This is a genomic window from Variovorax robiniae (assembly GCF_037889955.1).
Taxonomy (GTDB): Bacteria; Pseudomonadota; Gammaproteobacteria; order Burkholderiales; family Burkholderiaceae_C; genus Variovorax; species Variovorax robiniae.
In genome coordinates this window covers 45,446-69,863 of record NZ_JBBKZS010000020.1, presented here as the reverse complement: position 1 = coordinate 69,863, position 24,418 = coordinate 45,446, and the positions used below count along the sequence as shown (strand labels likewise).

The window sequence follows — 24,418 nt, the reverse complement described above, 5'->3', positions numbered from 1 at the left end:
CAACTCCCGCCCGGGGGCGTTGCGCTCGTGTTGCGTTATCCAGCATCTCAACGCAGCGGTCTGGATCGTCACTAGTTCACCTGTTCGGCCGCCGGCGGAATCCAGCGCCCTTCAAGGATGTCCGCCTTGGGCCAATAGGCGCGGATATACAGCGAAAACTCGTCGGCTGGCGTCGGAACCCAATTGCTTTCCTTGTCCTTGCCGGGTGACTGGTTCTGGAAGTAGAGCGTGAGCGAGCCGTCTGCGTTCTTCTTCAAGTCCTTGCTCTTGGTGCCCAGCGAGAAGCGGTTGAGTGCATTGGGTTCGAACAGGTGCTCCTTGTTGTAAACGGTGAGCGACCAGAAGCCATTGACGGGCGGCGTCTGCCCGGCGGCAAAGGTCACCGCGTAGCGCTTGCTGCCGTGCAGGCGCTGGCCGGTCTTGTCGAGGTCCGTGTAGATATAGCGGGTTTCCTCGGGCGCGTTGTCGTACATGTTCGAGCGCGCCGTTGCGGTGCGCGACAGGTAGTCGTAGCCCCACCGCGCCCCGTTGGGCGGGGAGTTCCACCCGTTGCCGATGGGTCGTCCGTTGTTGCGGAATTCGAACAGGGGCTTGATGAGTTCCTCTTCGGCGGACACCGCACTTTGCACGAGCACCGTCTTCAAGTCGGGATTCTTCCCCGCCGCGTCGATCACCGATTGGATGGTGGCGTACAGCGCTTCCTCGCCCGGCAATGGCGGAATCTCTCGCATGACGATGGGCAGCTCGTCCCAGAATTTCTCCGGCACGACCCACTTGGTCTCACCCGCGCCCTGTCCAGGCGGGGCGGGAAAGGATGGCGTCTTGCTCCAGTCCTTCGTCTTCATCTTGCCGGTGTACTCCGACAGAGGGTAGACCATCACCTGGCTCAGGACCGACTGAATCGCTTGCTTGTCCTCCCGCGTGTCGTCCTGGAAGATGCGCGGCAATATCGCTGCCAGGTCGGTCGTAGAGCGAAGGACCGCCTGGACGCCCTTGGGTGCCTGGCCCTTCCAGGCGGGGCCCACCACGAGATACAAGCCCGGCTTGGTGCCGTACTGCCTGCCGAGCTTGCCGAAGGCATTGGTTCGCGCGTCTGCGAGTTGGTAGACCCAAAAGCGCTTTCCGAAGTCCGGCACCTGCACGATGACCGGCTTGCTGTTCAAGCGATGGAAGCCCGCGCCGTACACCGTGTCCTGGTTGGGACACGTGACGAACCGCTCCCCCGCATCGATGTAGTCCGTGAGCATGGAAACATAGCCCGGCGGCGATACCGGAACGATTCCGCCAAGGCGCCCGGGCTCGGGCACATCCTTCATGGCGATGGAACGATTCAGGTTGTTGACCAGCGGCCATCCCCAGATGTAGGCCATGCGTCCAACGGTTGCCACGTACTCCCTGCTCATCACGGTACCTGCTGGCGTACCTGCGATGCTTGGTGCGGGCGCGGGAGTTCCCGTGGAAACCTGCGCATGCGCTGCGCACCCGATTGCCAGGGCAGCCATCAGGGGCAGGTGGCAAATCAAAAACCTTATCCTGGATTTCATGCGTCATACCTTCCGTGAACGTTGAAGTCTGCGGGACCCACCGACCGGCGCGAACGCCGGCTCAAGCACTGCTTTGCAGGCAATTCTGCAGCATTGATGTCCAGCGCTGCGGGCCCAGTCTCGAGCGTGGGCACGCAAGGCAGCAGCGCATGGCCGCTTGGACCTTGCGCGAGCGTCGATCCGGCTAAACACGGCTTCTGTCCTTATTCGCGGCATTCCGGGCAGGCGAAGCTGGCTGCAATCTGCAATGCCATGTCCGCCCGGCGATCGAACTCGCGCTGGGCGTCACTCCTTACCTCGGAGGTCAACCTCGCGGGCGCCGGCCCGACCGCCCGCGACCCGCCGGCGATGCCGATACCGGCAGCCGCTAAAACGGCGGCCAGCGCGAGGAGCAGGTCGATTGCTGCAGACTTGACCGCCGGACAGAGCATCAGCACATTGCGCCGCATGGCCAGTTGTTCACTCAGCGGCCGTGGGCCTGACGCCCTTCCTGGCCATTGCCTTCTTCTTCGCAGCGACTGTGGTCGCCACCGGCGCCGTGCTCGCAGTGGCGCTCTTCGTCGCGATCTGCTTGGCAGGAGCCTTTTTCGCCGCTGCCTTCTTCGCCGCTATCGCTTTCGCAGGCATCTCCTTTGCCGCGGCCAGCTTTGCCTGCTCCGCCGCCGACGCAACCACTGCGGCCGCAGCCCCCTTCATGTCCTCGAACGACTCCCTCACACACTGTGCGAGAAACTCCGGATCCGGCACCACATTCGGCGAACTCGTCAGCGAAATGAACACCTTCCCGCAGTAGCTCGACGGGTTCCAGATCAGCGACATCCCATCGGTCACCGGCCCCACGCCACCCCAGTGCACCAGCTTCGCTCCCAGCATGTACAGCGGCGTCGCAGGCCCCGGGATGTTGGTCACCAGGCAGTTGTGCAGCGGCATCGGCCCCTTGCCGCCCTGGCCCGTCAGTGCCGCCAGCTTGCCTGCCAGTCCCAGGGTCGCAGGCGGTGCGAACTTCTGCAAGTCGGTGAGGTGCTTCGCGCCAATCGCGTTCTGGATTTCCTTGGACTCCGTGGTGGCAGTGTGCACGGCCGCAAGGCGTGCGATCGGGTCCTCGATGTCGCTGCCCATCGCAAAGCGCAGGATCGAGATCGTGTTGCCGGCTGCGCTTTCCTTGGTGCCTTCCGCTCGCGTGTTCACCGGTGCCAGCGTGACCATCGACTTCGCAGGCAGCTCGTCCTTCGACTCAAGGTAGCGGCGCATCGCACCACCGATCAGCGCGATCAGCGCATCGTTGACGGTGGCGCCCGGCACCACGCTCTTGATCTTCTTGATCTCCGCCAGGTCGAGCGTCACCGAGTCCCAAACGCGCTGGGCCACCACGTCGCCGTTGAAGCGGGTGCGCGGCGCGCCCAGGTCGGCGCCACTGCGCGTGCGCTTCAGCATGCGCAGGCCCGCGGTGGTCAGTCCCGGCAGGGCCTGTGCCAGCGGCAGCGCCATGCGGGCGGTCGCCATCAGGTTCTCGCTGAAGGCCGAGGTGAGCATGTTGAGCGACCGCAGGCTCAAGGTCTGCGGGGGCGTGGAGTGCTTTACATCGACGACCGGCTCGGTGCGGCCCGCCCTGCCCTGCACGTCATGCAGGGCCCAGGTCAGTTCAGTGGCCGCGGTGCCGTCCATGGCCGCATGGTGGATCTTGCTGAGGACCGCGAAGCTGCCCTTCGGAATGCCCTCGATGTTGTCCAGGCCCTCGATGACATACATCTCCCACGGTGCCCTGGCAAGGTCGATCGCGCGGGCGTGGATGCGAGACACCATGATGCAGAACTGCCGCCAGTCGCCGGGCTTGGGCAAGGCGAAATGGCGCACGTGAAAGTCGATGTCGAACAGTTCGTCCTCGACCCAGAACGGATAGCCCAGCCCGAAGGGCACCTGCACAATCCTGCGTCGCAGCACCGGCGATGCATCGAGCCGATCCTCCATGTGGCGCACGATCTCCCGAAAGCCGAGCGTCTTGCCGCCGAGAGTGGACTGGTCGTAGATGTAGATCATCGTGCCGTGGGAAGCGGCATGTGGCAGATCTGCGTGCAGGAACATGGCGTCCTGTCCTGTGAGTCGGTGGGTCATGGCTTGGTGGTTGGGGGGTTGACTGATTCCGATCTTAGGAACGGACAGCTCCCGCAGGCCCGCCCGTTTGGGATGGGCAGGCCGATCGCGCATGCCTCGCCTGCGGAAATTGCAGGCCGTCCCACCCCAAAAGGATGGGCACGGCACGTGCCCTTGCGTCTATGGTTGGCGGATGCCTGAGAGAACCGACGACACCGTGCGCACACCTATAAAGCCCCAACGAACAAGAAATCTCGCATCCGATCCCGCCTGGTGGGAGCAACTGCCGCAAGACTTCAACCGCCGCACCGTGCACACCGGCCTTGGCAAAAACCAATGGTTGCAGGTGCAGGGCCTGTCTGCCCTCGAATGGATGGCACGAGTTCCGCTGTCCACTGCCGTCGCCGCGGCGATGGCCGCATCATCGTTGGGCGAGGCCGGCAAGACAGCCCGCGAGTTCGAGGCCCTGCGCTTCTACGAGCCGCTGGCGCGCGCCGGCGATGCCTCGCGCGTCTTCACCCCGCCGCCGAAGGACATCCGCATCGAGGAGCACCCGATGCCCTCGACCGGTTTGAAGGACGCGCCGATCCAGCGCCGCAAGCTGCGCTTCGCCAGCCCCTTCGTGCCGCTGAACCCGGCCGCTGTGCCGGCCTTCGCGCGCATGCAGCGCGTCGGCACCGCGAATGCCGAGCACTGGTGCCACGGCGACAGGCCGCGACCGACGCTCATCGTGGTGCATGGCTTCGGCGCCGACATGCCGTGGCTCAACGCGCACGCACTGTCGCTGCAGGCGCTCTACCACGCTGGCCATGACATCCTTCTGTTCACGTATCCGCACCACGGGCCGCGGGCCGAGCCGTGCACGCCTTTCAACGGCTACGGCGTCTTCGGCAACGGCCTGCTGCAGTTCAACGAGGCGTCGCTGCTCGCCATCCATGACCTGCGCGTGTTCATCGACCACCTTCAGGCGCGCGGGGTCGAGAAGATCGGCGTCACCGGCATCTCGCTCGGCGGTTACACGGCAGCACTGCTGGCGAGCGTCGACGCGCGGCTCGACTACTGCATTCCGATCGTGCCGGCGGTGAGTCCGATCGATGCCTTCCTGGACTGGCAGCCCACGGGCATGCTGCTGTCGAGCAGGATGGCAAGCAACGGCGTCGACGCGACCGAGATGCGTGGATTGGTCGCCGTGCACAACCCGCTCACCTATGCATCACCGATGGCGGGAGAGCGCGTGCTGATCATCGGCGGTGCTGGCGACCGCGTGACCGAGCCGCACCATGTCGAGCTGCTGCATCGCCATTGGCCGGGCAGCACGATGCACTGGTTTGCGGGCAACCACCTGCTGCACTTCGGCCGCCGCGAATACCTGCGACTCATGCGTGAGCACATCGGGCGCTGGAGCGGGGCATGAACGAGGCGCGTCGAGGGCGACCCACCGGAACCTGGCGGCCTAAAGCCAGCCCGCAAGAGAGCTGTCGATCCAGATAGACAGCCGGGCTCAGGTCGCTCTCATTGGCGCGATTTCAAACAAGGAGCGTCCGAATGGAAGCCTGTACGCGGTGGGGCTGCGCGTTGCTTGCGGTGCTGTCAGCGACGTCAGCGCATGCCGACGAAGGCGGCGCCGGATTCTGGATCCCGGGCCAGTTCGGCGCATTGGCTGCCGTGCCTTCCGATGCGGGATGGTCTCTACCCCTTCTGTACCTTCACAATTCTGTCGAGCAGGACGCCAGCCGCTTGGCCCTGCGCGGCGGCCGACTGGTCGCCGGCGTCAAGGCACGCGCCGACAGCGTGCTGGCTTTTCCGACCTATACCTTTGAGTCTCCTGTGCTCGGCGGACAGGCAGCCTTCGGGCTCGGAGCAGGTCCGGGCGTGATGGATGTCTCCGCAAGCGCAACCTTCAACGCGCCCGGGCGGCCGCCCATTTTCGGCAAGCGAAGCGACTCGGTTTCGGGCGGAAGCGACCTTTACGGCCAAGGCACGCTCAAGTGGAACGAGGGCGTGAACAATTATTTGGTGTACGGCATGTTCGGCGCGCCAGTCGGCGCCTATCGCACGGATCGGCTGGCCAACCTGAGCCTCAACCACTGGTCGGTGGACGCCGGTGCGGGCTACACGTACTTCGACAAGAAGAATGAGTTCTCCGCGGTCCTGGGGTCCACCTACAACTTCAAGAACAGCGACACGCAATACCGCAATGGCGTCGACGGCCATCTGGACTGGTCCGCCTCCCGCTTTTTCACGCCACAGACCCACGCGGGCTTCGTCGGCTACTACTACAGGCAACTCAGCGGCGACAGCGGAAGCGGCGCGGTGTTCGGAAGCTACAAGTCCAGCGTCACTGGCTTGGGCCTGCAGGTCGGCCACTTCTTTCCGGTGGGTCGTGCAACCTGGTATGTCAACGTCAAGGCCTACGACGAGTTCTCGGCGAAGAACCGACCGGCGGGCTGGAACTTCTGGATCAGCCTGCTGGTGCCTCTGACCGTGCCGTCCAGATGACGCACCTGCCCCAAGTCGTGAACTCGTCCCCGGAGCCCAAATGGCCAAACGTCTCTCCTTTGCAGTCGCGATCGTGAGCAGATCGGCGCTTGCGCATGCGCAGGTGCCACCCAAGCCGAACATTGTCTTCGTCCTGATGGACAACCTTGGCTACGGCGAGTTGGGCGTTTACGGCGGCGGTGTCTTGCGTGGAGCAGCGGCGCCTTATCGACGCCGAACTCACCCGCCGCAGATCTTCGACTTGATCAACGAGCCCAAGGGGGAGTACCCGGCAACCGCGACGGCCAATCATGGGTCGGTGGCCCCATGATGAAGATCATGGCCGATTTCAAGCAAGTCTGCGCAAGTATCCGCCGATCGCGCCAGGGACGACGGAGCCCTACGCCCCCGCGCAACCCAAGTAGTCGGGGAGCCCTCGGATCAGTGCTCCCCGACGGCTGCCGCGACTGCCGCCGCAAGCCTCAACGCACGCCCTTCCCCGCAAGGTTGTCCGGGCTCCACGACCCTTCCGGTTGCAGCGCATCGAACACCTTCATGCCGCCCGAACCCGGCCACGAGTTGACGTAGTAGGTTCCCGCCACGAGGTCGTAGTGGCCTGAGGCGACGTTGCTCGGCGCCGGCACGTCGTAGCTCTGCGTGACGTAGCTGAAGCCCGGTCGCCAAAGCTGGCCGCGCCCGTCGTACTGGTCGCTCGCGACGATGGTCCAGCTGTCCTCGTCGAGGTAGAAGGTGCGGCGCGAATAGATGTGGCGCTCGCCGGGCTTGAGCGTGGCATCCACCACCCACACGCGGTGCAGTTCCCAGCGCACCATGTCGGGGTTGATGAAGCGCGGTTGCAGCGCGTCCTCGGGCTTGTCGTTGTAGGTGAAGCGGTAGGTGTTGTAGGGGACGTACACCTCCTTCTTGCCGACGAGCTTGAAGTCGAAGCGGTCCAGCTTGCCGTTGAAGAGGAGCACGTCGTCATAGGTGGACATGCCCGCGGTGCTGGAGTTGGGCGTGTCGTGGCCGATGTCGGGTGCGAGGCGCACGCGGCGCTGGCCCGGCAGGTATTGCCACGCGCGGCTGTCGCCTTTGGTGTAGTCCTTGGGCTCGATCGCGATCAGGGCCTCGCCGTTGCGCCGCGCCGGGCCGGTGTAGACGGCGCGGTTGCGTACCAGCAGGTTGTCTGCGCTGCGCGCCGCATCGAAGAAGGGAGAGTCCTGCGTCCACACGCCCTGCACCGTCATCACCGCCTTGCCGGCGCTGTCGACGTTCCAGCCGGTGTACTTCGGCATCACGAAGGACATGCCCTGGAAATTGGCGAGGTAGTTGAACATCGCCTCGTTGCCGTTCTTCGGCATCGGGAAGGGAACCCCGGCGCCTGCGCCTTCGATGCTGAGCCCGTCGGCCGAGAGCCTGGCCTGCGTCGCGTTCTTCACCGTGTTGTCGAGCACGAACTTCGGATACGCGGCCGTGCGGTGCGTCGGGAACACGTCGACGCGAAAGCCCGCATGAGCCTTCATGAGGGCCTTGGTGCCTTCGGTCAGCTTGTCCGCATGCGCGCCCATGTTCTTCGCATCGATGGAGGCGACCGGCTTCTCGCTCGCGAAGGGGTCCGGGCGCACGCCGCGCGCCGCGTCGTAGTCGGCCGGCGCCTTGGCCAGGCCGCCGGTGTAGGCGGGAATCGTGCCCTCCTTGTTGCCGGCCTTCTCGGCGCCGACGAGGGTCAAGGTCGAGCCGAGCTGCTTGGCTTCTTCGGCCGTCACGGCCGCGTGCAGCGTGCCCGCTTGCATCGCCAGCAAACCGGCGACCATCAATGCGTGGCTCAGTCTGTTCATCTCTTGCATGGGTTGCATCTCTTTCTTCAGAAGGTGGTCTTGAAAGTCATGTACACGGCGCCGCGGTCGCGAATGGCGCCATTGCCGCTGGCCACGGCGACAGCGCCGGTCAGCGGATCCAGCGTGCGGTCGCCGAAGTAGTCGACGTACTGGAGGTCGAAGCGGTACTTCTGGTACATGTCGAGCGCCAAGCCCACCGAGAAGCTGCCGCTGTTCTTGTTGCCGCCACCCAGCACGGCCGAGTTGCCGGCAAGGCCCGTCGAATACGCAATCGGTGTCGACAGGTCCGCGCCCGGGAACACCTGGAACCACTTGGGCGTGAACTTCAGGCCGAGGCCCACGTAGTCCTTGGTGACGCGGTCGATGGCGGTGTAGGCCGCGCGCCCCGTGAAGATGTCCTGCGGATCGCTCTGCACCGACAGCAGGCGGTTCCAGCTGAGTTCTGCGACCCAGCTGGCGGCGTCGAAGAGCGGTGTCCTGCCGATCGAGCCCAAGGCGTTGAACACGCCGTGCAGCGTCTTGCCGCGCGGTGTGAGGATGTTGCCGCGCGAGGGAAGCTCGTCGGCCGACGTCACGAGTGCGCCCTCGTTGTTGAGCGGCATGTTCTTGCGGTAGTTCAGGTCCATGCCGAAGCTCACGCCCGCGACCTGTTTCGAGAGGCTCAGGCCGTACAGGTCCACACCGGCCGCATAGCTGGTGTAGTACTGGCCCGAACCTGCGTCGACGATGAGCTGCGGCATCTTGTCGGAGAAGCGCCGCGCATAGGCGCCGGCCGTGCCGTCGAGCCATTGCGGGCTCCAGCGCGCCGACAGGCCCCATTCATCGCCGTTCTTCGGAATGATGCGCGGGCCTTGGGTGAAGAACACGCCGGGCGCGAAGACGATGGATTCGCCGCCGCGCACCAGCGGGTCGATGTCCATCGTGTAGCTGCCCGACTCGGGGAAGCGGTTCTCCTGCCATTTGAAGATGTACTGGCCGGCGAAGGAGAGTTCAGGCGTGGCCTGAAACGTGCCCGAGATCTGGGGAATCGGTCGGAACAACTCCTTGGCCTCGATGCCGGGCGTCGAGTAGGCCTTGTTCAGGTCGAGCGGCGCCTGGCCGTAGGCGATGCTGTTGACCGGGTCGAGCAGGCTCTCGCCCCAATAGATCGAGTGCTGGCCGGCGCGCAGCGTGAGTGCCTTGCCGCCAATGTCGAAGGCGCCGAACACGAAGGCATCGAGCCATTCGCCCGAAGGCCGCTATAGCGCTTGGTGTAGTCCGACAGGCCCAGCGCCTGCTCGCCGTTGACGATGTGGTTGGAGGTGCCGACGCTGGTGTTGTCGAGCCGCCCGGCATAGGCATGGTCGTACCACCCGGCGGCGCTCACCCGCGCGCCGAAGTTGTCCTTGTAAACGACGTCGAGCTCGGAGAGCAGGTCGATGCGGTTGGTGACCGTGCTGCCCTTGGCGAAGTTGCGGTCGCCGTCGTCCTTGTTGCGGTTGGCCAGGATGGCCGGATCCTGCGCCTCGGTGCGCCGGCCGAAGTTGTAGCGCAGCGTGTTGTCCCAGTTGAGCTTCACATCGTCGTTGCCTGTGTTGAGCTCGAACGCGCTGGCGGTCGTGCACAGCCCGGCGCACAAGGCAGCGGCCGCGAAAGCGGCAAGGCTGCGCCTGCCGGGCCGGCATTCTCTTGGAGTCATCAGTTTCCTCGGGTGGTTGTTATCGGGGGTCGGCCGCAGGGGGCCGGTAGGGATCGGGCGTGCCCATCGGAATCAAAGGCGCCTTTTTCACACTGGCTTCGAAAGCGCCGATCATCTTCAGCATGGGCCCCAGCACCCAACCCGCAGTGACGGTCCTCTGCGGGTCCTCGAGAGGATTGGCGTGCAAGTCGAACAGCATGGGCACGCCCAGTTTCATTGGCGGCGAGAACATGGTCTCTTGCTGATAGAAATGAACCTTGTAGTTGCGCCACTTGACTGCATGTAACCGGTCGCCGACCCAGATGAGAATACCGTCGCGGCCGGACTTGTCGGTCTTGCCCGTGAACAGGCCCGACTGGTCCACGCCGTCGATCGGGCGATCGTTGGGCACCTTGCTGCCTGCCAACTGTGCCAGCGTCGGGAACAGATCCACGCCGTGCACGATCTCGTTGGTGGTCCGCGCGGCAGGGATTTTCCCCGGCCAACGGATCATGAATGGCACGCGTATGCCGCCTTCCCAGGCCGTGAAATAGCCGCCTCGCCACGGCCCGGACCAGCCCTCCTGTGCATCGGCGCCGTTGTCGCTGGCGAAGATGACGATGGTGTTGTCGCGTATTCGCAAGCGCTCCACCGCGTCCAGCATCTGCCCGACGTTGTGGTCCATCTCGGCCAGCATGTCGGCCCATTCGCCGTTGCCGGTCTTGCCAGCGAACTTGCGGTTGGCCAGCACCGGGTAGTGCGGCTGCGTCAAACTGGCGAAGGCAAAGAATGGCTTGCCCGCATTCGTCTGGCGCTCCATGAAGTCGATCGAGCGCCGCGTGATCTCCGAATCCAGCGAGCGCCGCTCCTCCAGGTCGTAGACCCGGACGTCCCGGCTCTTCTCGCCTTTGCGGCCTTCCATGATTTGCTCCGGCGGCATAAGTTGGGCGCTGTAGCCCGGCGTGCCGGGCCACAGCGACTCGTTGGTGGTACGCGGAATGCCGTACCACACATCGAAGCCCTGATCGTTGGGCAGGCGGCCGTTCTCGCTGCCCAGATGCCACTTGCCATAGAGCGCGGTGGAATACCCGGCATCCGCCAGCGATTCGGCCAAAGTCACTTCCCATTGCGTGAGCCCTTCGGCCATGCCCGCATAGGCCACCGAATGGGTACCCGAACGGACCGCATAGCGCCCCGTCAGCATGGAAGAGCGACTGGGCGTGCACTGCGGCTCCATGTTCATGTTGGTGAGCCGCAATCCCTCGTTCGCAAGCCTGTCGATGCGCGGTGTGGGGGAGCCGCGCGTGGCTCCGCCGCCGTAAACGCCCAGTTCTCCATAACCAAGGTTGTCCACCAGGATGAACAGAATGTTGGGCTGCTTTGCGCTCTGCGCTGCTGCCGGCGTGGCAGCCAGCAGGCTGGCCACCAGCAGGCCGGCGAGCCCGAGCCAGTGTGAGGGGTGCGTGCGCTTCATGGCGAGGGCTCCTCGGCTTCAGCCGAGCTTCGTCTTCACGCGCTGCGCGGCGGCGCCACCGGCACCGATGGCGCCGTCGATGAAGCCACGCCAGCCTTCTCCGTGGTCGCCCTGTCCGAAGAACACGTTGCCGCGATCCTTCTGGAAGTGGTCGTAGTACTTGACGAACCAGCCCGGCTTGTAGTTGCACCAGGTGCCGCGGGCGTAGGGGTCATCGGTCCACGGGTGGTGGTCCACCGCCTCGACCTCCGCATCCGGAAAGTAGTCGCGCAGCGCCTTCTGCACGGCCGCCTTGTCGGTGTAGTCGATGAGCTTCGGGTTGGGGCCGAACATCACGAGGATGGTGTGGTCCGCGGCCTGCGAGTAGGTTGCGATGAAAGGCAGCGGATGCGTCTCGGCCGCCACGGTGCTCACGCGCGTCTTCGCCAGTTGGCCCTTCACGCGGATCAGCAGCTTGATCCCGGTGCCCGCATGCTTCTCGCGTCCCGCCTCGGCTACCAGCGGATCCAGCGCCGGCGAGAACTGCACGTTCTGCACCACGTTCATCGGCAGGCCCACGATCACGGCGCTGGCGGTCACGCGCTCGCCATTTGCGGTGGTGACGATGACATGGTCGCCCTTGTCTTCCACCGACTTGACGGGCGAAGACAGGCGGATTTCCGGCTTGCCGTCCTCCACCATGCTGTTGATCAGGTTGACCGTGCCGTGCTTGAAGCGGTAGCGTCCGCACGAGTCGTGCAGCGCCGTCATGCTGCTGCCCGGCAAGGCCCACCAGCGGTTGTTCTCCAGGTACGACACATGCTCCATCGGCGCGTGCGAAAGGCCGGCGGCATAGGCCTCGACCGCGACGCGCTGGACCGGCGTGAGCTGCATCTTCTCGATCACCTGCGCCGCGCTGAGCTTGTCGGCCTTGAGGAGGTCGTTCCACTGGAAGGCAGCGTCGTACGGCCGCTCCCAGTACTGGCCGACGTCGGCGAAGTACTTGTTGATCGCGCCGAGCACCGGCATCAATTGCTCAGTCCTTGTCAACACCTCGCAGCGACCTTCGACCAGCACGCGCAGTTCGGCGCCGGGGTCGATCGTGCCGTCCGGCGTCTCTTCCACTTCGAGCTTGTAGCGCTGCACTTCGGACCACACGAAGGGTTGTGTCCAGTGGATCCAGGTGCCGCCCATCTCGACATGGTGGCCGGCGAACTGCTTGGTCCAGGTGCGGCCGCCGAGGCGATCGCGTGCTTCGAGCAACAGCGTCTTGTAGCCGTTCTTCATGCTGTCGCGCGCCGCGGTCACGCCGGCGAAGCCGCCGCCGAGCACGATCACGTCGTAGTCGACGCCCTTGGCGCGGGCCTTGCGCTGTGTGCCTTGTGCAGCAGTGGCTGCATTGGCTGAGGTGAAGGCGCCTGCTGCCACGGCGCCTGCGGCACCGGCGCGGCGGATGAAGCCACGGCGGCTGAGGTCCTTATTTGGCGAAGCCATGTCCGCCTGATCCTTCGTGTGATGCTGTTGCATGTTCTGTCCTTCAAATCGATCGGGGTATGGCCTTCGAGAATAGGAGCGGGGCCGACAATTGCTGATCCAAAATCGGCAACACGGCTTCGAGTAGCGGCTCGGGTTTTCCCGTAGTAATTCAGGGCCGCGCGCGCGGCGTCTGCGAGGGGAGTTCGTCGAACAAGTTGCGGTAGTCCTTCGCAAAATTGCCCACGTGAAAGAAGCCCCAGCGCGCGGCGGCATCACCGACGGACAGCTCGCTTGCGGGCACGGTGCGTAGCAACAGACGCACGCGGCCCATGCGCATGCAGCGCAGATAGGCCGACGGCGACTGACCGAGAACGAGCAGGAAGCTGTTGTGCAAGGTGCGGCGCGACACGCGCAGCTGGGCGCACAGTTCGAGCACCGATGGCGGACGGTCGGGGCTCGCGAGCGCCAGTTCCTGGCTGCGCCTGACGATCTGCTGGTGGCTCAGCCAGGTCACGTCGGCCCGGCCTTGGGGCTGGGACTCGCACAGGGCCTCGAAGAAGTTTTCCAGCAGGTGCTCGCGCAGCGACGCGCGAACCTGGGCGTTGGCCATGCGCGGCGCCTGCCTTTCCACTTCGGAGACGCACCACTGCATGTTCGCCAGTGCGCGGGCGCTGGGCTTGATCGGTGCATGCCGCGTCAGCGCAATGGACACGCCAATGGACTCGGCCAGTCGATCGATCTCGTCCGTGGGCATGGTGATGCCGAACAACTCGATGCCGGGCTTGAGCCTGAACATCCAGTCCTGGCCGCCACGCAGCATGGCGGCGGAGGTTTCGACGACCTGTCGAGCCCCGCGGGCGGAGGCGCCCCGCCTGCCCCATCCCATCGCTATGCAGTTCTTGTTGAGATGGGTGTGCTGCACGATGCCGCGATCCACGCTTTCAACGTAGATGCGCAGCCCTCCGAACTCGGCCTGCGTCAAGGCGCTGCCGAACGGGCCGTCCTCGACCTGCACGTAGTTCTGGTCGAAGTCCCTGAGGCTGGTTGCATGCGCCTGCGGGTCTGAATAGCGCAGGGCCGAGAAGTGGCCGTTCATTTGTGGTTCCAAGCCGGTCATCGCAGCCGCGCCGGGGCCGTCACTGGACCTGCATGCCCTTCATCGACGCCATGTCGATCACGAAGCGGTACTTCACGTCGTTGGCCTGAAGGCGTGTGTACGCGTTGTTGATGTCGCCGATGTCCACCAGTTCGCACTGCGGCAGCACCTGGTGCTCCGCGCAGAAGTCGAGCAGGTCCTGCGTCGCGGGCAGCCCGCCGATCAGCGAACCGGTGAGCCGGCGGTTGTTGCGGATCAGCAGGGCGCCGTGCACAGGATCGAGCAGGTCGATCGCGCCGACGACGCACAGCACGCCGTTGCGGCCGAGCAGCATCAGGTAGGGGTTGACGTCGTGGCGCTTCGGAATCGTGTCGAGGATGAAGTCGAAGGCGTTGAGCGAGGCCATCATGGCCTTCTGGTCGGTGGACAGCAGCACCTTGTGCGCGCCGAGTGCGAGCGCGTCCTCGGCCTTGGAGGGCGAGGTGGTGATGACCGTCACCTGCGCACCCAGTGCGACGGCGAGCTTCACGCCCATGTGGCCGAGACCGCCAAGGCCCACGACCGCGACCCGGGTTCCCTTGCCCACGCCATGTTCGCGCATCGGCGTCCACACGGTGATGCCGGCGCACAGCAGCGGCGAGGCGTATTGGAAATCGAGCGCATCGGGCACGCGCAGCACGAACTTCTCGCGCACCACAATCTTGTCGGCGTAGCCGCCCAAGGTGGTCTCACCGGTCACGCGGTCCTTGCCGTTGTAGGTGGGGGTCGCGCCACCGGTGCAGTGCTGCTCCTGCCCGAGCTGGCAGGATTCGCATTGGCCGCAACTGTCGACGAAGCAGCCGACCGCGACGCGATCGCCCGCCTTGTATTTGGTGACCTCCGGTCCGACAGCGGTCACGTGGCCGACGATCTCATGGCCCGGCACACAGGGATAGACAGTGTTCTTCCAGTCGTTGTGCACCTGGTGAACGTCGGAGTGGCAGACGCCGCAGTAGGCGATCTCGATGGCGACGTCGTCGGCGCGCAGGGCGCGGCGCTCGAAGAGCTTGGGCATCAGCTGGCCATGCGCTTCGCAGGCGCAGAAGGCGGTGAAGGTGGTCATTTCGAAAAGGTCCTTGGAGAAAGCAAAAAGCCCCGGAGCGGCCGGGGCAGTGAAAAAGGGATCAGGCAGGAATCGATGGCCGCAACCAGAGCGCAGGTGTGGTCTCGGGCGACGCGATCTGGTTGGAGATCCACTTGCCCATGCGGCGCATCGGCTCGATGGCGTCTTGCGGCGCAGCCATCTTCATCGCGCCCGCATAGCCGAGCGAGACGATCCGCTGCGCGCCGTGCAGCGGCAGCAGGTCCTTCAGCTCATCCTTGAGTGATTCGGGATAGATGCCCACCGTCTGCGTGTAGGCATCGACGGCGTCCATCACCTCGTCGAGCGAGTCGACCGGCACCAGGTTGGCGGTGCGGTCGTCCAACTTCGTGTAGAAGGACACCGCCTCGGGGAGCTTCGACACGATGACCGCGCCCTCCCCTTGCTCGCCGCCGATCACCTCGTACCACTCGTCATCGAGGCGCAGCGCGTCGACCTCGGCCTTGAGGCCCGCGTCGTAGCGCTTGGCGGCGGTGCTCACACTGTTGGGCAGCTTCAGCATCGCGTCGTGCACCATGCGTCCGAAGTCGCCGAGCTTCTTCACGCCGTCTTCGTCCGTGCCGCTCTGCGCGTAGACAACGCGAGCGCAGACGCAGCCCTTCTGGTTCAGCACCCCGATGTCCGTGGCCAGGCGCACCGCGGCTTCGCGCATCGTGTCATCGCTCTCGAAAGTCTCGGCGCCGATGATGCTGGCGCTGCGCTTAGGATCCAGCGAGATCAGTTCCAGCCCCGGCTGCACGTAGCGCGTCACATGCTTGAGCGATGCGAAGCCGCCCCACGCGACGATCTTCTCGATGTTCTGCGGCTGGTACAGGCGCTCTTCGAACGCGGTGTCGCCGCCCTTCCAGTAGGCCACGCTCACGTGTTTCGTCAGCGGATGGTCCGGCGCCATCTCGATCATGGTGCGGGCAATCGCCAGCGCGGTGAACGGGTCGTTGGACGGGGCCTTGATGATCGCGTCGCTCCTCAGCACCATGTTGCGCAGGATGGTCCACAGGGACAGCGCAGGTGCGTTGCCGGCCACGATGTGCAGCGCGCGCGAACCGAAGCAGCGCACTTCAAGCTGGGTGCCGTCGATGAGCTTCTGCGGCACCCAGCCTTCGAGGTACTGAATGCCGACGCTGGCCTCCACTGCCTCGATGATGTGCTCGCGCTCGAGGATGCGGCTCAGGCCCATGTAGCTCGTCTTCACGAGCGAAGGCGTGGTCGGCGCTGTGAGGTAGGACAGCTCGCAGGCTTCCTGCAAGTGGCGGTTGTCCGCGAGGTTGAGCCGTTGGCCCAGCTCCACGGCGTAGTCGAGGATGTCGTCGAAGCTGAGCTTGTACAGGTCGGCCAGCTTCGTCGGATTGCTCAGCGGAAGTTCGTCGATGTAGCGGTTCCAGTCGGGCGTGAGGAAGGCGAGATCGCCGCCGCGGCCGCCGACTTCGACGAGGTGGTCGGTGATGACCTGCCCGCGGATGATCATCGGGGCGACGGGCTTGTTGTGAGTGCTCATGGCGTTCAGGATTCGAGGGTTGTCAAGAAGTCCATCGCTTCGCGATGCGAGTCTTCGGTGGCGGCGCAGGTGATCTTGTCGTCGCCGCCGTTCTTGTCGCTGTAGCGCTGGATGGGCGCTGCCACATAGGCGCTGTGACGCCCGCAGGCGCAGGGCTTGTCCCATTCGACGGTGATCTCGTCGCCGGTGATGAAGCCGCCCCAGCGGGTGTCCGCGCCCAGGTCCAGGAAGCCGGCGCGGCCGGTCTGGCGGCCGGTGCGCGGCAGGGGCTTGCTGGTCTCGGGATCAAGCAGGAAGGGGATGACGGTGTGCGCGAAGTGGTAGTGGCCGTGCTCGCAGCGGGCATGCGAGCCGCTGGGCGTTTCGGACATCGCATAGGTCTCGTTCAGCACCTTTGCGCCGGTGAAGCGCAGCACGTCCTCGCGCCAGCCTTGGGGCTGCACCACGCCCTTGGCGCCGCCGGTGGTCGTGATGTAGGAGTCGGGGGCGAACACCCCTTCGAGGCCGCGCTCCAGGCCTGCCTTGGCCATGCCGTGCAGCAGGTTCCAGGTCGCGCCGATGTACACGCGCTTGCCGCGCAGCTCGTGCGTCGCGCGCTCGAAGAAGGCGGCCAGGTGCTGCGGCATCTCGGCTTGCAGCTTGTCGAAGGCCAGCTTCTTGGCCTTCATGGTCGGCGTGATCTCGAGGCGGTCCAGCGTGCCCTTGGCCTGCGCGGCGCGGATCTTTGCGCCCAGGTGCAGCACGTCGCTCGACAGCGTCGACGGATAGGCCGGGTGGAAATTGGCTTCACTCGGCAGCAGCGCCTCGATCAGGAAGTCGTTGGCGCGCACATGGCTCAGGTAGCCGGCGCGGTAGTAGGGATAGACCGTATGCAGGTCCGGGTCCGGGGTGTCGGGGCCGGCCATCCCCCAGATGTACATCTTGCGAACCTGGCAGGCCTTGCGCCATTCGTTCACGCTCTGCGGCAGGAAGGAGACGGTGCCCGAGGTGCCAGACGTGTGGCTCATGCGAAGTTCTGGCACGGCCTTGTCCATGCGCTCGAACCAGTCGTCCAGGCCCTCGCAGCCGCTCACGTCGGCGGCGGCGAGCTTCTCGGCGATCTCTGGCGTCACGAGCTTGCCGAGCCATTTGTTGATCTGAGCGAAGTTGCGCTTCTCGAGCAGCGAAGGCGGGTAGGACTTGTAGACGGTGTGCTCGAACAGCAGCGGCACGACGTCGTCAACCTGCTCGACGCGCTCGACGCCTTGTGCATCGGCGAGCTTCTTCAGCATCGGAATGCGGTCGCGCAGTTGCGCAAAGCGCTGCTTGAGCGCTTCGAGCTGCAGCGACTCGATCTCGGCACGCGGCATGCGGGCCCAGGTATCGAGTGAGTGGCCCGCCAGGGCCGCAGGCTCGCTCAGCAGCGCGCGCGCTTTTTCTTCAAGGGAGGCTTGCGAAAGTGTCATCGTTGTCTCGGTGGTTCTGCGTTGGTATCGCGTCAGTTTAGAAACGAAGACCGCACTTCCCAATCCGGATTGGGACTTGCCATGGCTTGGTGCAAGTCGTTGTCAGGCAAGGGAAAACAGCGCAGTCCCGGAGCCGAAAACCCCTTTACTCCGCCTTCGGATCCGCATCCTTGCCAAGCGCCTGAGCGAAATGGGTGGAGTCGACGCCGGTGCGCTGGCTGCTGCGCATCGCGGCGGCAGTCCGGACAACAACGTCCTGCAGGAGTTCGCGCCGCAGATGGCCGCGCGCAGCGATCTGCAGACCGGCGCTCTCAGCCGTGCATCAAGGATCTGGCCGGCGTACACGCACTTGCGCGCTCGGCCGGTCCGGCACTGCCGCCGACCGCAAAGGCCTGTTCGGCGCATTCATTCGAGCCTGCGCAGATAGCACCGCAGGCAGGTCCACTCTTGGCCGGTCGATGCGGCAGTTCGACGATCTCCCGTGCGATGCGGATCGAGGATCCATCCCTTCAACGGGGCTTCGGATCCGAGGCGTCGCCCGGGGTGGTCATGAGCGCATACAGCATCCGCGCGATGAGCAGCGGCGTGTCCTGCTCACCAAGATACTGAGGGCGGCCGAGCACGATGGCACGGGGGATGGCCAGCAGCACATGGTGGGCAAGGAAAGCCGCCTTTTCGCGGTCGCGAACCAGCACCTCGTCAGAGAATTTCTCCATGAGCGCGGGCATCGCGACAGCCGACCAGAAGTGCTCCGACTTGACGAGTTCGAGCCGCACCAGTTCCTCGTAGTAGGTCGACTTGAGGTTGAACTCAGGATCGACCTGTGCCCACTTCTGCATGGCCACCAAGCCGAAGCGCAGCAGCGAGACAATCCCCTCGAACAATCCCGCGGAGCGCGGCAGCGCGGCGATGTGCTCGACCACCTCCCGCCGCGCCTCGCTGCGGTAATCATTGAAGATCGCCGCGATGAAAGACTCCATCGTGGGGAAGTATTCAAAGATCGAACTGACCGCGACGCCCGATCGTTCGGACAGGCTCTGCACGCTCAGGGCATCGCGGCCTTCGCGATCCAGAATCTCGCGCCCGGTCTGCTTGAGCGCTTGCACCAGCGCAACGGAGCGCATCTGGCGCGGACGCTTGCGCGGCTTGGCCGGCACCTCGATGCGCACGATCTCGCTGCCCGAGGACTTGGGGCGCGTCATGTCAGTCCAGCTTCACGTTGGCGTCGCGGATGGCCTGCGCCCAGTACGCCTGGTCCACTTTCAAGAGTTCGGCAAATGCTGCGGGCGATGTGCCCTTGAAAACGATGCCGATCTCCGCCATGCGCCTGCGCAATGCCGGGTCGGCCACGATGCCGTTCGCGTCCCGGCTGATCTGCTCCACGATCGCTGCCGGCGTGCCGGCAGGCGCGAACAGGCCGAACCAGCCATCGCGCTCCAGGCCTGCGAAGCCCGCCTCGCCGAAGGTGGGCATGTCGGTCAGCAGGGGCGAGCGTGTCGAGCCCATCACCGCCAGCGGCCTGATCCTGCCGGTGCGTGCGTGCTGGGCCGCGGCGGCCGCGCTGATGGTGCCCAGGGCCACCTGCCCGCCCAGGAGTTCATTGATGAGCGGGTTCTCGCCCTTGTAGGGCACATGCACCAGGGGCAGCTTGGCCACGCGAGCGAAGATTTCCATCTGCAGGTGTGCGCTGGAGCCCTGGCCGTAGGTGCCGTAGGTCAAGGGATGGCCAAGCTTGGCGACATGGGCTGGCAAGTCCTTCACTTGCCGCACCGGCAGCTCCGGCCCGGCCACCAGCACGACGTGCGCGCTCGCCAGTTCACTGATGGGCGCGAAGTCGCGGATCGGGTCGTAGCTGGCCTTCGCATAGAGGCTGGGCGCCTGCACCAGCGCAGAGACCGTCATCAAGAGCGTGAGGCCGTCCGGTGCTGCCTTGGCGACCGTGCTTGCGCCGATCATTCCGGTCGCGCCGGGGCGGTTGTCCACGATCACCGGCTGGCCCCAGGCCTTCGCCAGCCGCTCGCAGACGAGGCGCGCAATCACGTCCGAGCTGCCGCCGGGCGGAAACGGCACGATGACGCGCACCGCGCGGCCTGGAAAGGCAGTCTGTGCATGCGCCGCAAAGGTGCCAATGCTGCCGAGGAGGCCAGCAGCCGCACCGGATGCGAGCTGCTGCAAGAGGCGACGTCGATGCATGTCCGATGCCTTCAAGGCGAGACGATGTTGAACGCGGGCTTGAAGGTGTCCATCATGCCGAGCAGTTCGGTCAGCTTGCCCGCATCGCCCACGACCCGAATTTCGCCCTGCTTGAGCGCCGTCGGGAAGTCGATCTGCCGCAGGCTGATCCTGTCCAGCACCGCCTTGCTCATGCGCACGCCCACGTCGGCCTTCGCATGCTGCGTGCCGTCGCGGTGCGTCAGCACGCCGTTGCGCAGCGTCAGCGCAAAGGACTGCTTGACGTCCTCGAAGGCCCAGTTCAGCGTCATGTCATGGCCCTGCGCTTTCTCGGAATCGAGGCGTACGGCCAGGTAGTCGAAGAACATCGCCGGCGTCGCGCCCTTGACGAGATCCTCGGTGGTGCGGGTTGCGAGTTCGGGCACCCCATTGCGCAGGTCGGCCGCACCGGACAGGTAGATGTTGCGCCAGACGGCCGATTCGCTCTGGTAGCCGAGTTGCTCCAACGCATCGGCCTGCGCCTCGCGGGCTTCCTTGTTGTCGGGCTCGGCAAAGACCAGATGATTGCCGATCTGGACCGCCCAGCGGTAGTCGCCCTTGCCCATGGCCTCGCGCATCTGCGCCAGCACTGCGGCGGAGCCGCCCATCGCGGCCACATAGCGCTTGCCTGCATCCTCCGGCGGCAGCGGGTCGAGGTTGCCCGGGTTGGCGTCATAGAAGCCGAGGTAGCGCTGGTAGACGGCGCGCACGTTGAAGCTAAGCACGCCGTAGTAGCCGCGCGTGTACCACTTCCGGTCCAGGTCACCCGGCAGCTTCTGGACGGCGGCGGAGATCTCGTTGGGCGTGAGCCCCTGGTTAGCCAGGTGCAGCGTGCGGTCGTTCATGAAGGCATACATGTCGCGCTGGTCGGCCAAGAGCGTGCGGATGTTCTCGCCGCCCCAGGTGGGCCAGCTGTGTTGGGTGAACATCACCTCGGCCCTGTCGCCGTAGCGCACCAGGCTGTCGTCGAGGTACTTCGACCAGCCCTTGGCATCACGCACCTGTGCGCCGCGCGGCGTGAGGAGGTTGTGCATCATGCGCGTGGCGTTCTCGGCCATGCAGAGTGCCTTCTGCCTCGGCAGGTACATGTGCATTTCCGAGGGGGCCTCGGTGTCGGGGGTGAGCTGGAACTCGATCGGCACGCCGTCGATGACGTGCGACTCGAATTCCTTCTTGATGAGGTGGGTCGGCGCGATCAGCGTGAGGGTGGCGCTGCGCGGCGTGCCCTTGCCCAGGCCCGTGTCGATCTGCGCGCGCTCGCCGCGCGGCAGGGCAGAGCCGGCCTGGTACATGCCGCGGCGGAACATGGCGGTGCCAGCCAGCAGATTTTCGCTGATGGCCTCTTCCATGAAGCCGGCCGGCGCGTAGATCTTCACCTTGCCGGACTTCACGTCCGCTTCATCGACCACGCCGCGCACGCCGCCGAAATGGTCGACGTGGCTGTGCGAATAGATCACCGCCACCACTGGCCGGGCCGGGCGATGCTGGCGGTACAGCGCGAGCGCGGCCCGGGCCGTCTCGGCGCCCAGGAGCGGGTCGATGATGATGAGGCCGCGATCGCCCTCGATCACCGTCATGTTGGCCAGGTCCATGCCGCGCAGCTGGTAGACGCGGTCGGTCACCTTGAAAAGGCCTGCCTTCGTGTTGAGTTGCGCGTGGCGCCACAAGCTCGGATTCACGGTGGCGGGGGCCTGGTCGGGCTGGAGGAAGTCGTAGGCGTGCGAGTCCCACACGACTTGGCCGGCATCGTTCTTGATCTGCCCTTCAAAGGGGGCGATGAGGCCGCGGCTGGCTGATTCGAAATCGGCGCGATCCTCGAAGGGGAGTTGCTTCAGCACTTCGGCGTTGCGCGCAGCGGTGGCCTCGCTGGCGGCCTTGGCGGGACCGGCCGGTGGCGCATCGGTCGGTCCGGCGTGGACCGAACCGAAAGCCAGCGCGAGGGCGAGCGCAATCGTCGTTGATTTGAGGTGCTTCATCTTGTCTCTTCCTTTGTTTGCGGATGCATCGTTCGTCATTGGTTCGTGGGCTTCAGCGGCGGTCGCTTCCACTCACCGTCCAAGGGTTCGGGCTTGGACCAGCACCGGCGCAGTGCCGCGAAGAATGCCGACCAGCATGCGCGAAGGGAGCTCCTCCATTTCGCGATCGCCATAGATGTAAGCGCCTTTCGCAAGCGCGCGAGCCTCGTCCAGGGAAAGTGTGGGGCTGCGCGCCAGCGAGGCCGAGCAGCAGCATGGCGCCGATGAGCGGGCCACGATCCGGGCGTGCGGACATGGTCTGGGCTCGGAGGACGGATGGCCTTCAGCGCGTCACCGGCTGCGCCTGCGGAAAGGTCCACGCGCCGCTCAGGACCTCGGGCCTTGCCTGGTAAAGCCGCACCATGTAGTTCCAGCCCGGCATGGTCGGCAGGCAATTGGGGCGCTGGCCGTCGCACCCGCCGAACTGGATGTCAACCGAGCCGTCGGCACCCCGCTTGGCGGTGATGTCGTTGAGGGTGTAGGCCTCCTGCGGGTTGGGCTTGAAGAAGCCGCGCTCGTCGTACACGCTGACCGACCAGAAGCCGTCCACCGGCACGTCCTTCACGTGCATGCGGTAGACGGTGGCGCCATCGTTGCGGCTCGGCGTCACGTTGAGATAGAGCGCGTCCTTCTCGTTGTTGCCGCCCCATGCGATGGCCGAGCCGATCAGGCGCCGCACCGGCGCCACCTGTTCGCGGTTGCCGAACATGCCGCGCGAATCGGGCACGGTCTTGCCCAGTTCGAACAGGGCTTCGCGCATGCGCCGGAGGCTCGCCGCGTCCCACGCAGGCACCTCGAAGCGGCCGATGCCGTCCTGCCGCGTCTGGATTGCATCCTGCACCGCATGCGCCTGCTGCCGGTCGGTCGGGCTGGCCGGGTCGAACAGCGTGCGAATCCCGATCATCGCGTAGCGGGTGCCCAATTGCTCGCGGGAGAATGTGTAGCTGCCCGGCTTGTAGATCGCGGGCGAGGCATAGTGGTCCTCGCTGTAGGCTACCAGCGAGATGTAGCGCTTGCCGGTGTCGGGCAGTGTCACCGTAACCGGCCCCGCGTCGAGATCGAACACCCCCACCGAGTAGAGCGTGTCGCGGTTGATCCGGACGACTGCCACCTTGTCGAGTGGCACGAAGTCGCGGTAGTGCCTGAGCTTGCCGAAGGCGTACGACGCGACGTTGGCGAAGTAGCGGTCGGTCTCGGCACGAATGAAGTTGTCGGGCGTGACGGACAAGGCGGGGACTTCGGCCAGATCCGCCTGGGCCGATGCCACGGCCATGCTGGCCAACAAGGCCATTGCGCGGTGCCAGTATTTTTTCATCGCTGGTGTCTCCTACAGTTGTTTCGGGGCTGCGTTACTTCGAGGACTTGAGCCAGTCGTCGAGCACATCGGTCTGGTGTTGCCCGCGCTGCGGCACGCCACCGGCACGTGCGGGCGTGCGCGAAAAGCGCGGTGCCGGGCTGGCCTGCAGCACGCCGTCCACGCGCCTGTACACCTCGCGTGCGGCCATGTGCGGATGATTGGCCGCTTCATCGGGATCAAGCACCGGCGCAAAGCACGCCTCGGTGCCTTCCAGCAACGCGCACCATTCGTCCCGCGTGCGTGTGGAAAACAACTGGGCAAACGCCTGATGCGACTGCGGCCAGGTCGCTGGAGCGCCCTGGCTCGCGTGGGCCGGATCCTTGGACAGACCGAGCTTGTCGATCAGCACGCGATGGAACTTCGGCTCGAGCGCGCCCACGGTAATGAAGCCCCCGTCCTTGCAACGATAGCTGCGATACCAGTGCGGTCCGTCGAGCAGGCTCTGACCGCGCGTGTTGCTGAACTGCCCGGCGGACTTCAGCCCCATCAGCAGGTTCATCAGGTGGGCGCTGCCGTCGACGACGGCCGCATCGACCACCTGGCCCTCCCCGGTCGCCCGCGCATGCATCAAGGCAGCAAGCACACCCACGGCAAGGTACAGCGCGCCGCCGCCCATGTCACCCACGAGGCTCGGTGGCGTCATCGGCGCCTCGCCAGGTTGGCCAGCGTACCAAAGCGCTCCCGAGAGTGCGATGTAATTGAGGTCATGGCCGGCCACCTGCGACAGGGGCCCCGTTTGGCCCCAGCCGGTCATGCGGCCATAGACGAGCTTCGGATTGCGTGCGAGACAGGCCTCGGGCCCCAGTCCCAGGCGTTCCATCACGCCCGGACGCATGCCCTCGATCAGTGCATCCGACTGCCCGACGAGTTGCATCAGGGTCGTCACGCCCTCCGGAGTCTTCAGGTCGAGTGCAATGGAGCGCTTGCCGCGATTGATGACGGCATGGCGACCGAGGTCGCGGTCATCCGGTCCCATCGCGGCGCGGTCGACCAGCACAACATCGGCACCCAGGTCCGCAAGCAGCATGCCGCAAAAGGGCGCGGGCCCGATGCCGTAGATCTCCAGAATGCGCAAGCCCGCGAGCGGGCCGCCAGCGTTGCAGTTCATTGGCGGCCGCGTG

The 24,418-nt window shown here is 65.4% G+C and carries 18 protein-coding genes and 1 pseudogene; 3 read left to right on the top strand and 16 right to left on the bottom strand.

Going from position 1 to position 24,418, the window contains the following annotated elements; all coding sequences use genetic code 11:
• Positions 1-71 precede the first annotated feature (71 nt).
• The 3 genes from WKW79_RS29895 to WKW79_RS29885 all read right to left on the bottom strand — a co-directional run bounded on the left by WKW79_RS29895 (position 72) and on the right by WKW79_RS29885 (position 3,656).
• Complete coding sequence (locus WKW79_RS29895; RefSeq protein ID WP_340338871.1) at positions 72-1,388, bottom strand: DUF1254 domain-containing protein; 1,317 nt, start codon at positions 1,386-1,388, stop codon at positions 72-74.
• Between the two features lie 359 nt (positions 1,389-1,747).
• Entirely contained in the window at positions 1,748-1,993 is a 246-nt protein-coding gene (locus WKW79_RS29890) for a hypothetical protein (protein ID WP_340338870.1), read from the bottom strand.
• Between the two features lie 10 nt (positions 1,994-2,003).
• Positions 2,004-3,656, bottom strand: a complete 1,653-nt coding sequence (locus WKW79_RS29885) for a wax ester/triacylglycerol synthase family O-acyltransferase (RefSeq protein ID WP_340338869.1) — start codon at positions 3,654-3,656, stop codon at positions 2,004-2,006.
• Between the two features lie 172 nt (positions 3,657-3,828).
• Between WKW79_RS29885 and WKW79_RS29880 the strand changes: the two genes are divergently transcribed.
• The 3 genes from WKW79_RS29880 (at position 3,829) to WKW79_RS29870 (ending at position 6,444) form a co-directional block, all read left to right on the top strand.
• The gene (locus tag WKW79_RS29880) at positions 3,829-5,049 is read left to right on the top strand and encodes an alpha/beta hydrolase family protein (RefSeq protein WP_340338868.1); all 1,221 of its coding nucleotides are present in this window, start codon (positions 3,829-3,831) and stop codon (positions 5,047-5,049) included.
• Positions 5,050-5,180: 131 nt separating this feature from the next.
• Positions 5,181-6,134, top strand: coding sequence for a SphA family protein (locus tag WKW79_RS29875; protein WP_340338867.1), 954 nt, complete (start codon positions 5,181-5,183; stop codon positions 6,132-6,134).
• A 40-nt stretch (positions 6,135-6,174) separates the two neighbouring features.
• Positions 6,175-6,444, top strand: coding sequence for a hypothetical protein (locus WKW79_RS29870; protein WP_340338904.1), 270 nt, complete (start codon positions 6,175-6,177; stop codon positions 6,442-6,444).
• Between the two features lie 151 nt (positions 6,445-6,595).
• Here the strand turns inward: WKW79_RS29870 and WKW79_RS29865 are convergent, their stop codons facing one another.
• The 13 genes and pseudogenes from WKW79_RS29865 to WKW79_RS29805 form a co-directional block, all read right to left on the bottom strand.
• A complete protein-coding gene (locus tag WKW79_RS29865; RefSeq protein ID WP_340338866.1) occupies positions 6,596-7,960 on the bottom strand; it encodes a DUF1329 domain-containing protein in 1,365 nt (454 codons plus the stop codon).
• A gap of 17 nt (positions 7,961-7,977) precedes the next feature.
• Positions 7,978-9,629, bottom strand: a pseudogene (locus tag WKW79_RS29860) (DUF1302 domain-containing protein).
• Positions 9,630-9,648: 19 nt separating this feature from the next.
• A complete protein-coding gene (locus WKW79_RS29855) occupies positions 9,649-11,082 on the bottom strand; it encodes an arylsulfatase (protein WP_340338865.1) in 1,434 nt (477 codons plus the stop codon).
• A gap of 18 nt (positions 11,083-11,100) precedes the next feature.
• Positions 11,101-12,555 carry a flavin monoamine oxidase family protein gene (locus tag WKW79_RS29850; protein ID WP_340338864.1) on the bottom strand — a complete coding sequence of 485 codons (1,455 nt, stop codon included), beginning with the start codon at positions 12,553-12,555 and terminating at the stop codon, positions 11,101-11,103.
• A gap of 151 nt (positions 12,556-12,706) precedes the next feature.
• A complete protein-coding gene (locus WKW79_RS29845; RefSeq protein ID WP_340338863.1) occupies positions 12,707-13,633 on the bottom strand; it encodes a helix-turn-helix domain-containing protein in 927 nt (308 codons plus the stop codon).
• Positions 13,634-13,673: 40 nt separating this feature from the next.
• Positions 13,674-14,735 (bottom strand): NAD(P)-dependent alcohol dehydrogenase, encoded by a 1,062-nt coding sequence (locus WKW79_RS29840; RefSeq protein ID WP_340338862.1) that lies wholly within the window; start codon positions 14,733-14,735, stop codon positions 13,674-13,676.
• A 61-nt stretch (positions 14,736-14,796) separates the two neighbouring features.
• Positions 14,797-16,269 carry an acyl-CoA reductase gene (locus tag WKW79_RS29835; protein ID WP_340338861.1) on the bottom strand — a complete coding sequence of 491 codons (1,473 nt, stop codon included), beginning with the start codon at positions 16,267-16,269 and terminating at the stop codon, positions 14,797-14,799.
• A gap of 5 nt (positions 16,270-16,274) precedes the next feature.
• A complete protein-coding gene (locus WKW79_RS29830; protein ID WP_340338860.1) occupies positions 16,275-17,714 on the bottom strand; it encodes a hypothetical protein in 1,440 nt (479 codons plus the stop codon).
• Between the two features lie 509 nt (positions 17,715-18,223).
• Positions 18,224-18,883, bottom strand: a complete 660-nt coding sequence (locus tag WKW79_RS29825) for a TetR/AcrR family transcriptional regulator (protein ID WP_340338859.1) — start codon at positions 18,881-18,883, stop codon at positions 18,224-18,226.
• 34 nt (positions 18,884-18,917) lie between these two features.
• On the bottom strand, positions 18,918-19,907 hold the full coding sequence (locus WKW79_RS29820; RefSeq protein WP_340338858.1) for a Bug family tripartite tricarboxylate transporter substrate binding protein: 990 nt from the start codon (positions 19,905-19,907) through the stop codon (positions 18,918-18,920).
• An 11-nt stretch (positions 19,908-19,918) separates the two neighbouring features.
• A complete protein-coding gene (locus WKW79_RS29815) occupies positions 19,919-21,901 on the bottom strand; it encodes an alkyl/aryl-sulfatase (protein WP_340338857.1) in 1,983 nt (660 codons plus the stop codon).
• Positions 21,902-22,223: 322 nt separating this feature from the next.
• Positions 22,224-23,255, bottom strand: coding sequence for a DUF1214 domain-containing protein (locus WKW79_RS29810; protein WP_340338856.1), 1,032 nt, complete (start codon positions 23,253-23,255; stop codon positions 22,224-22,226).
• A 34-nt stretch (positions 23,256-23,289) separates the two neighbouring features.
• Positions 23,290-24,405 carry a CaiB/BaiF CoA transferase family protein gene (locus WKW79_RS29805; RefSeq protein WP_340338855.1) on the bottom strand — a complete coding sequence of 372 codons (1,116 nt, stop codon included), beginning with the start codon at positions 24,403-24,405 and terminating at the stop codon, positions 23,290-23,292.
• Positions 24,406-24,418 lie beyond the last annotated feature (13 nt).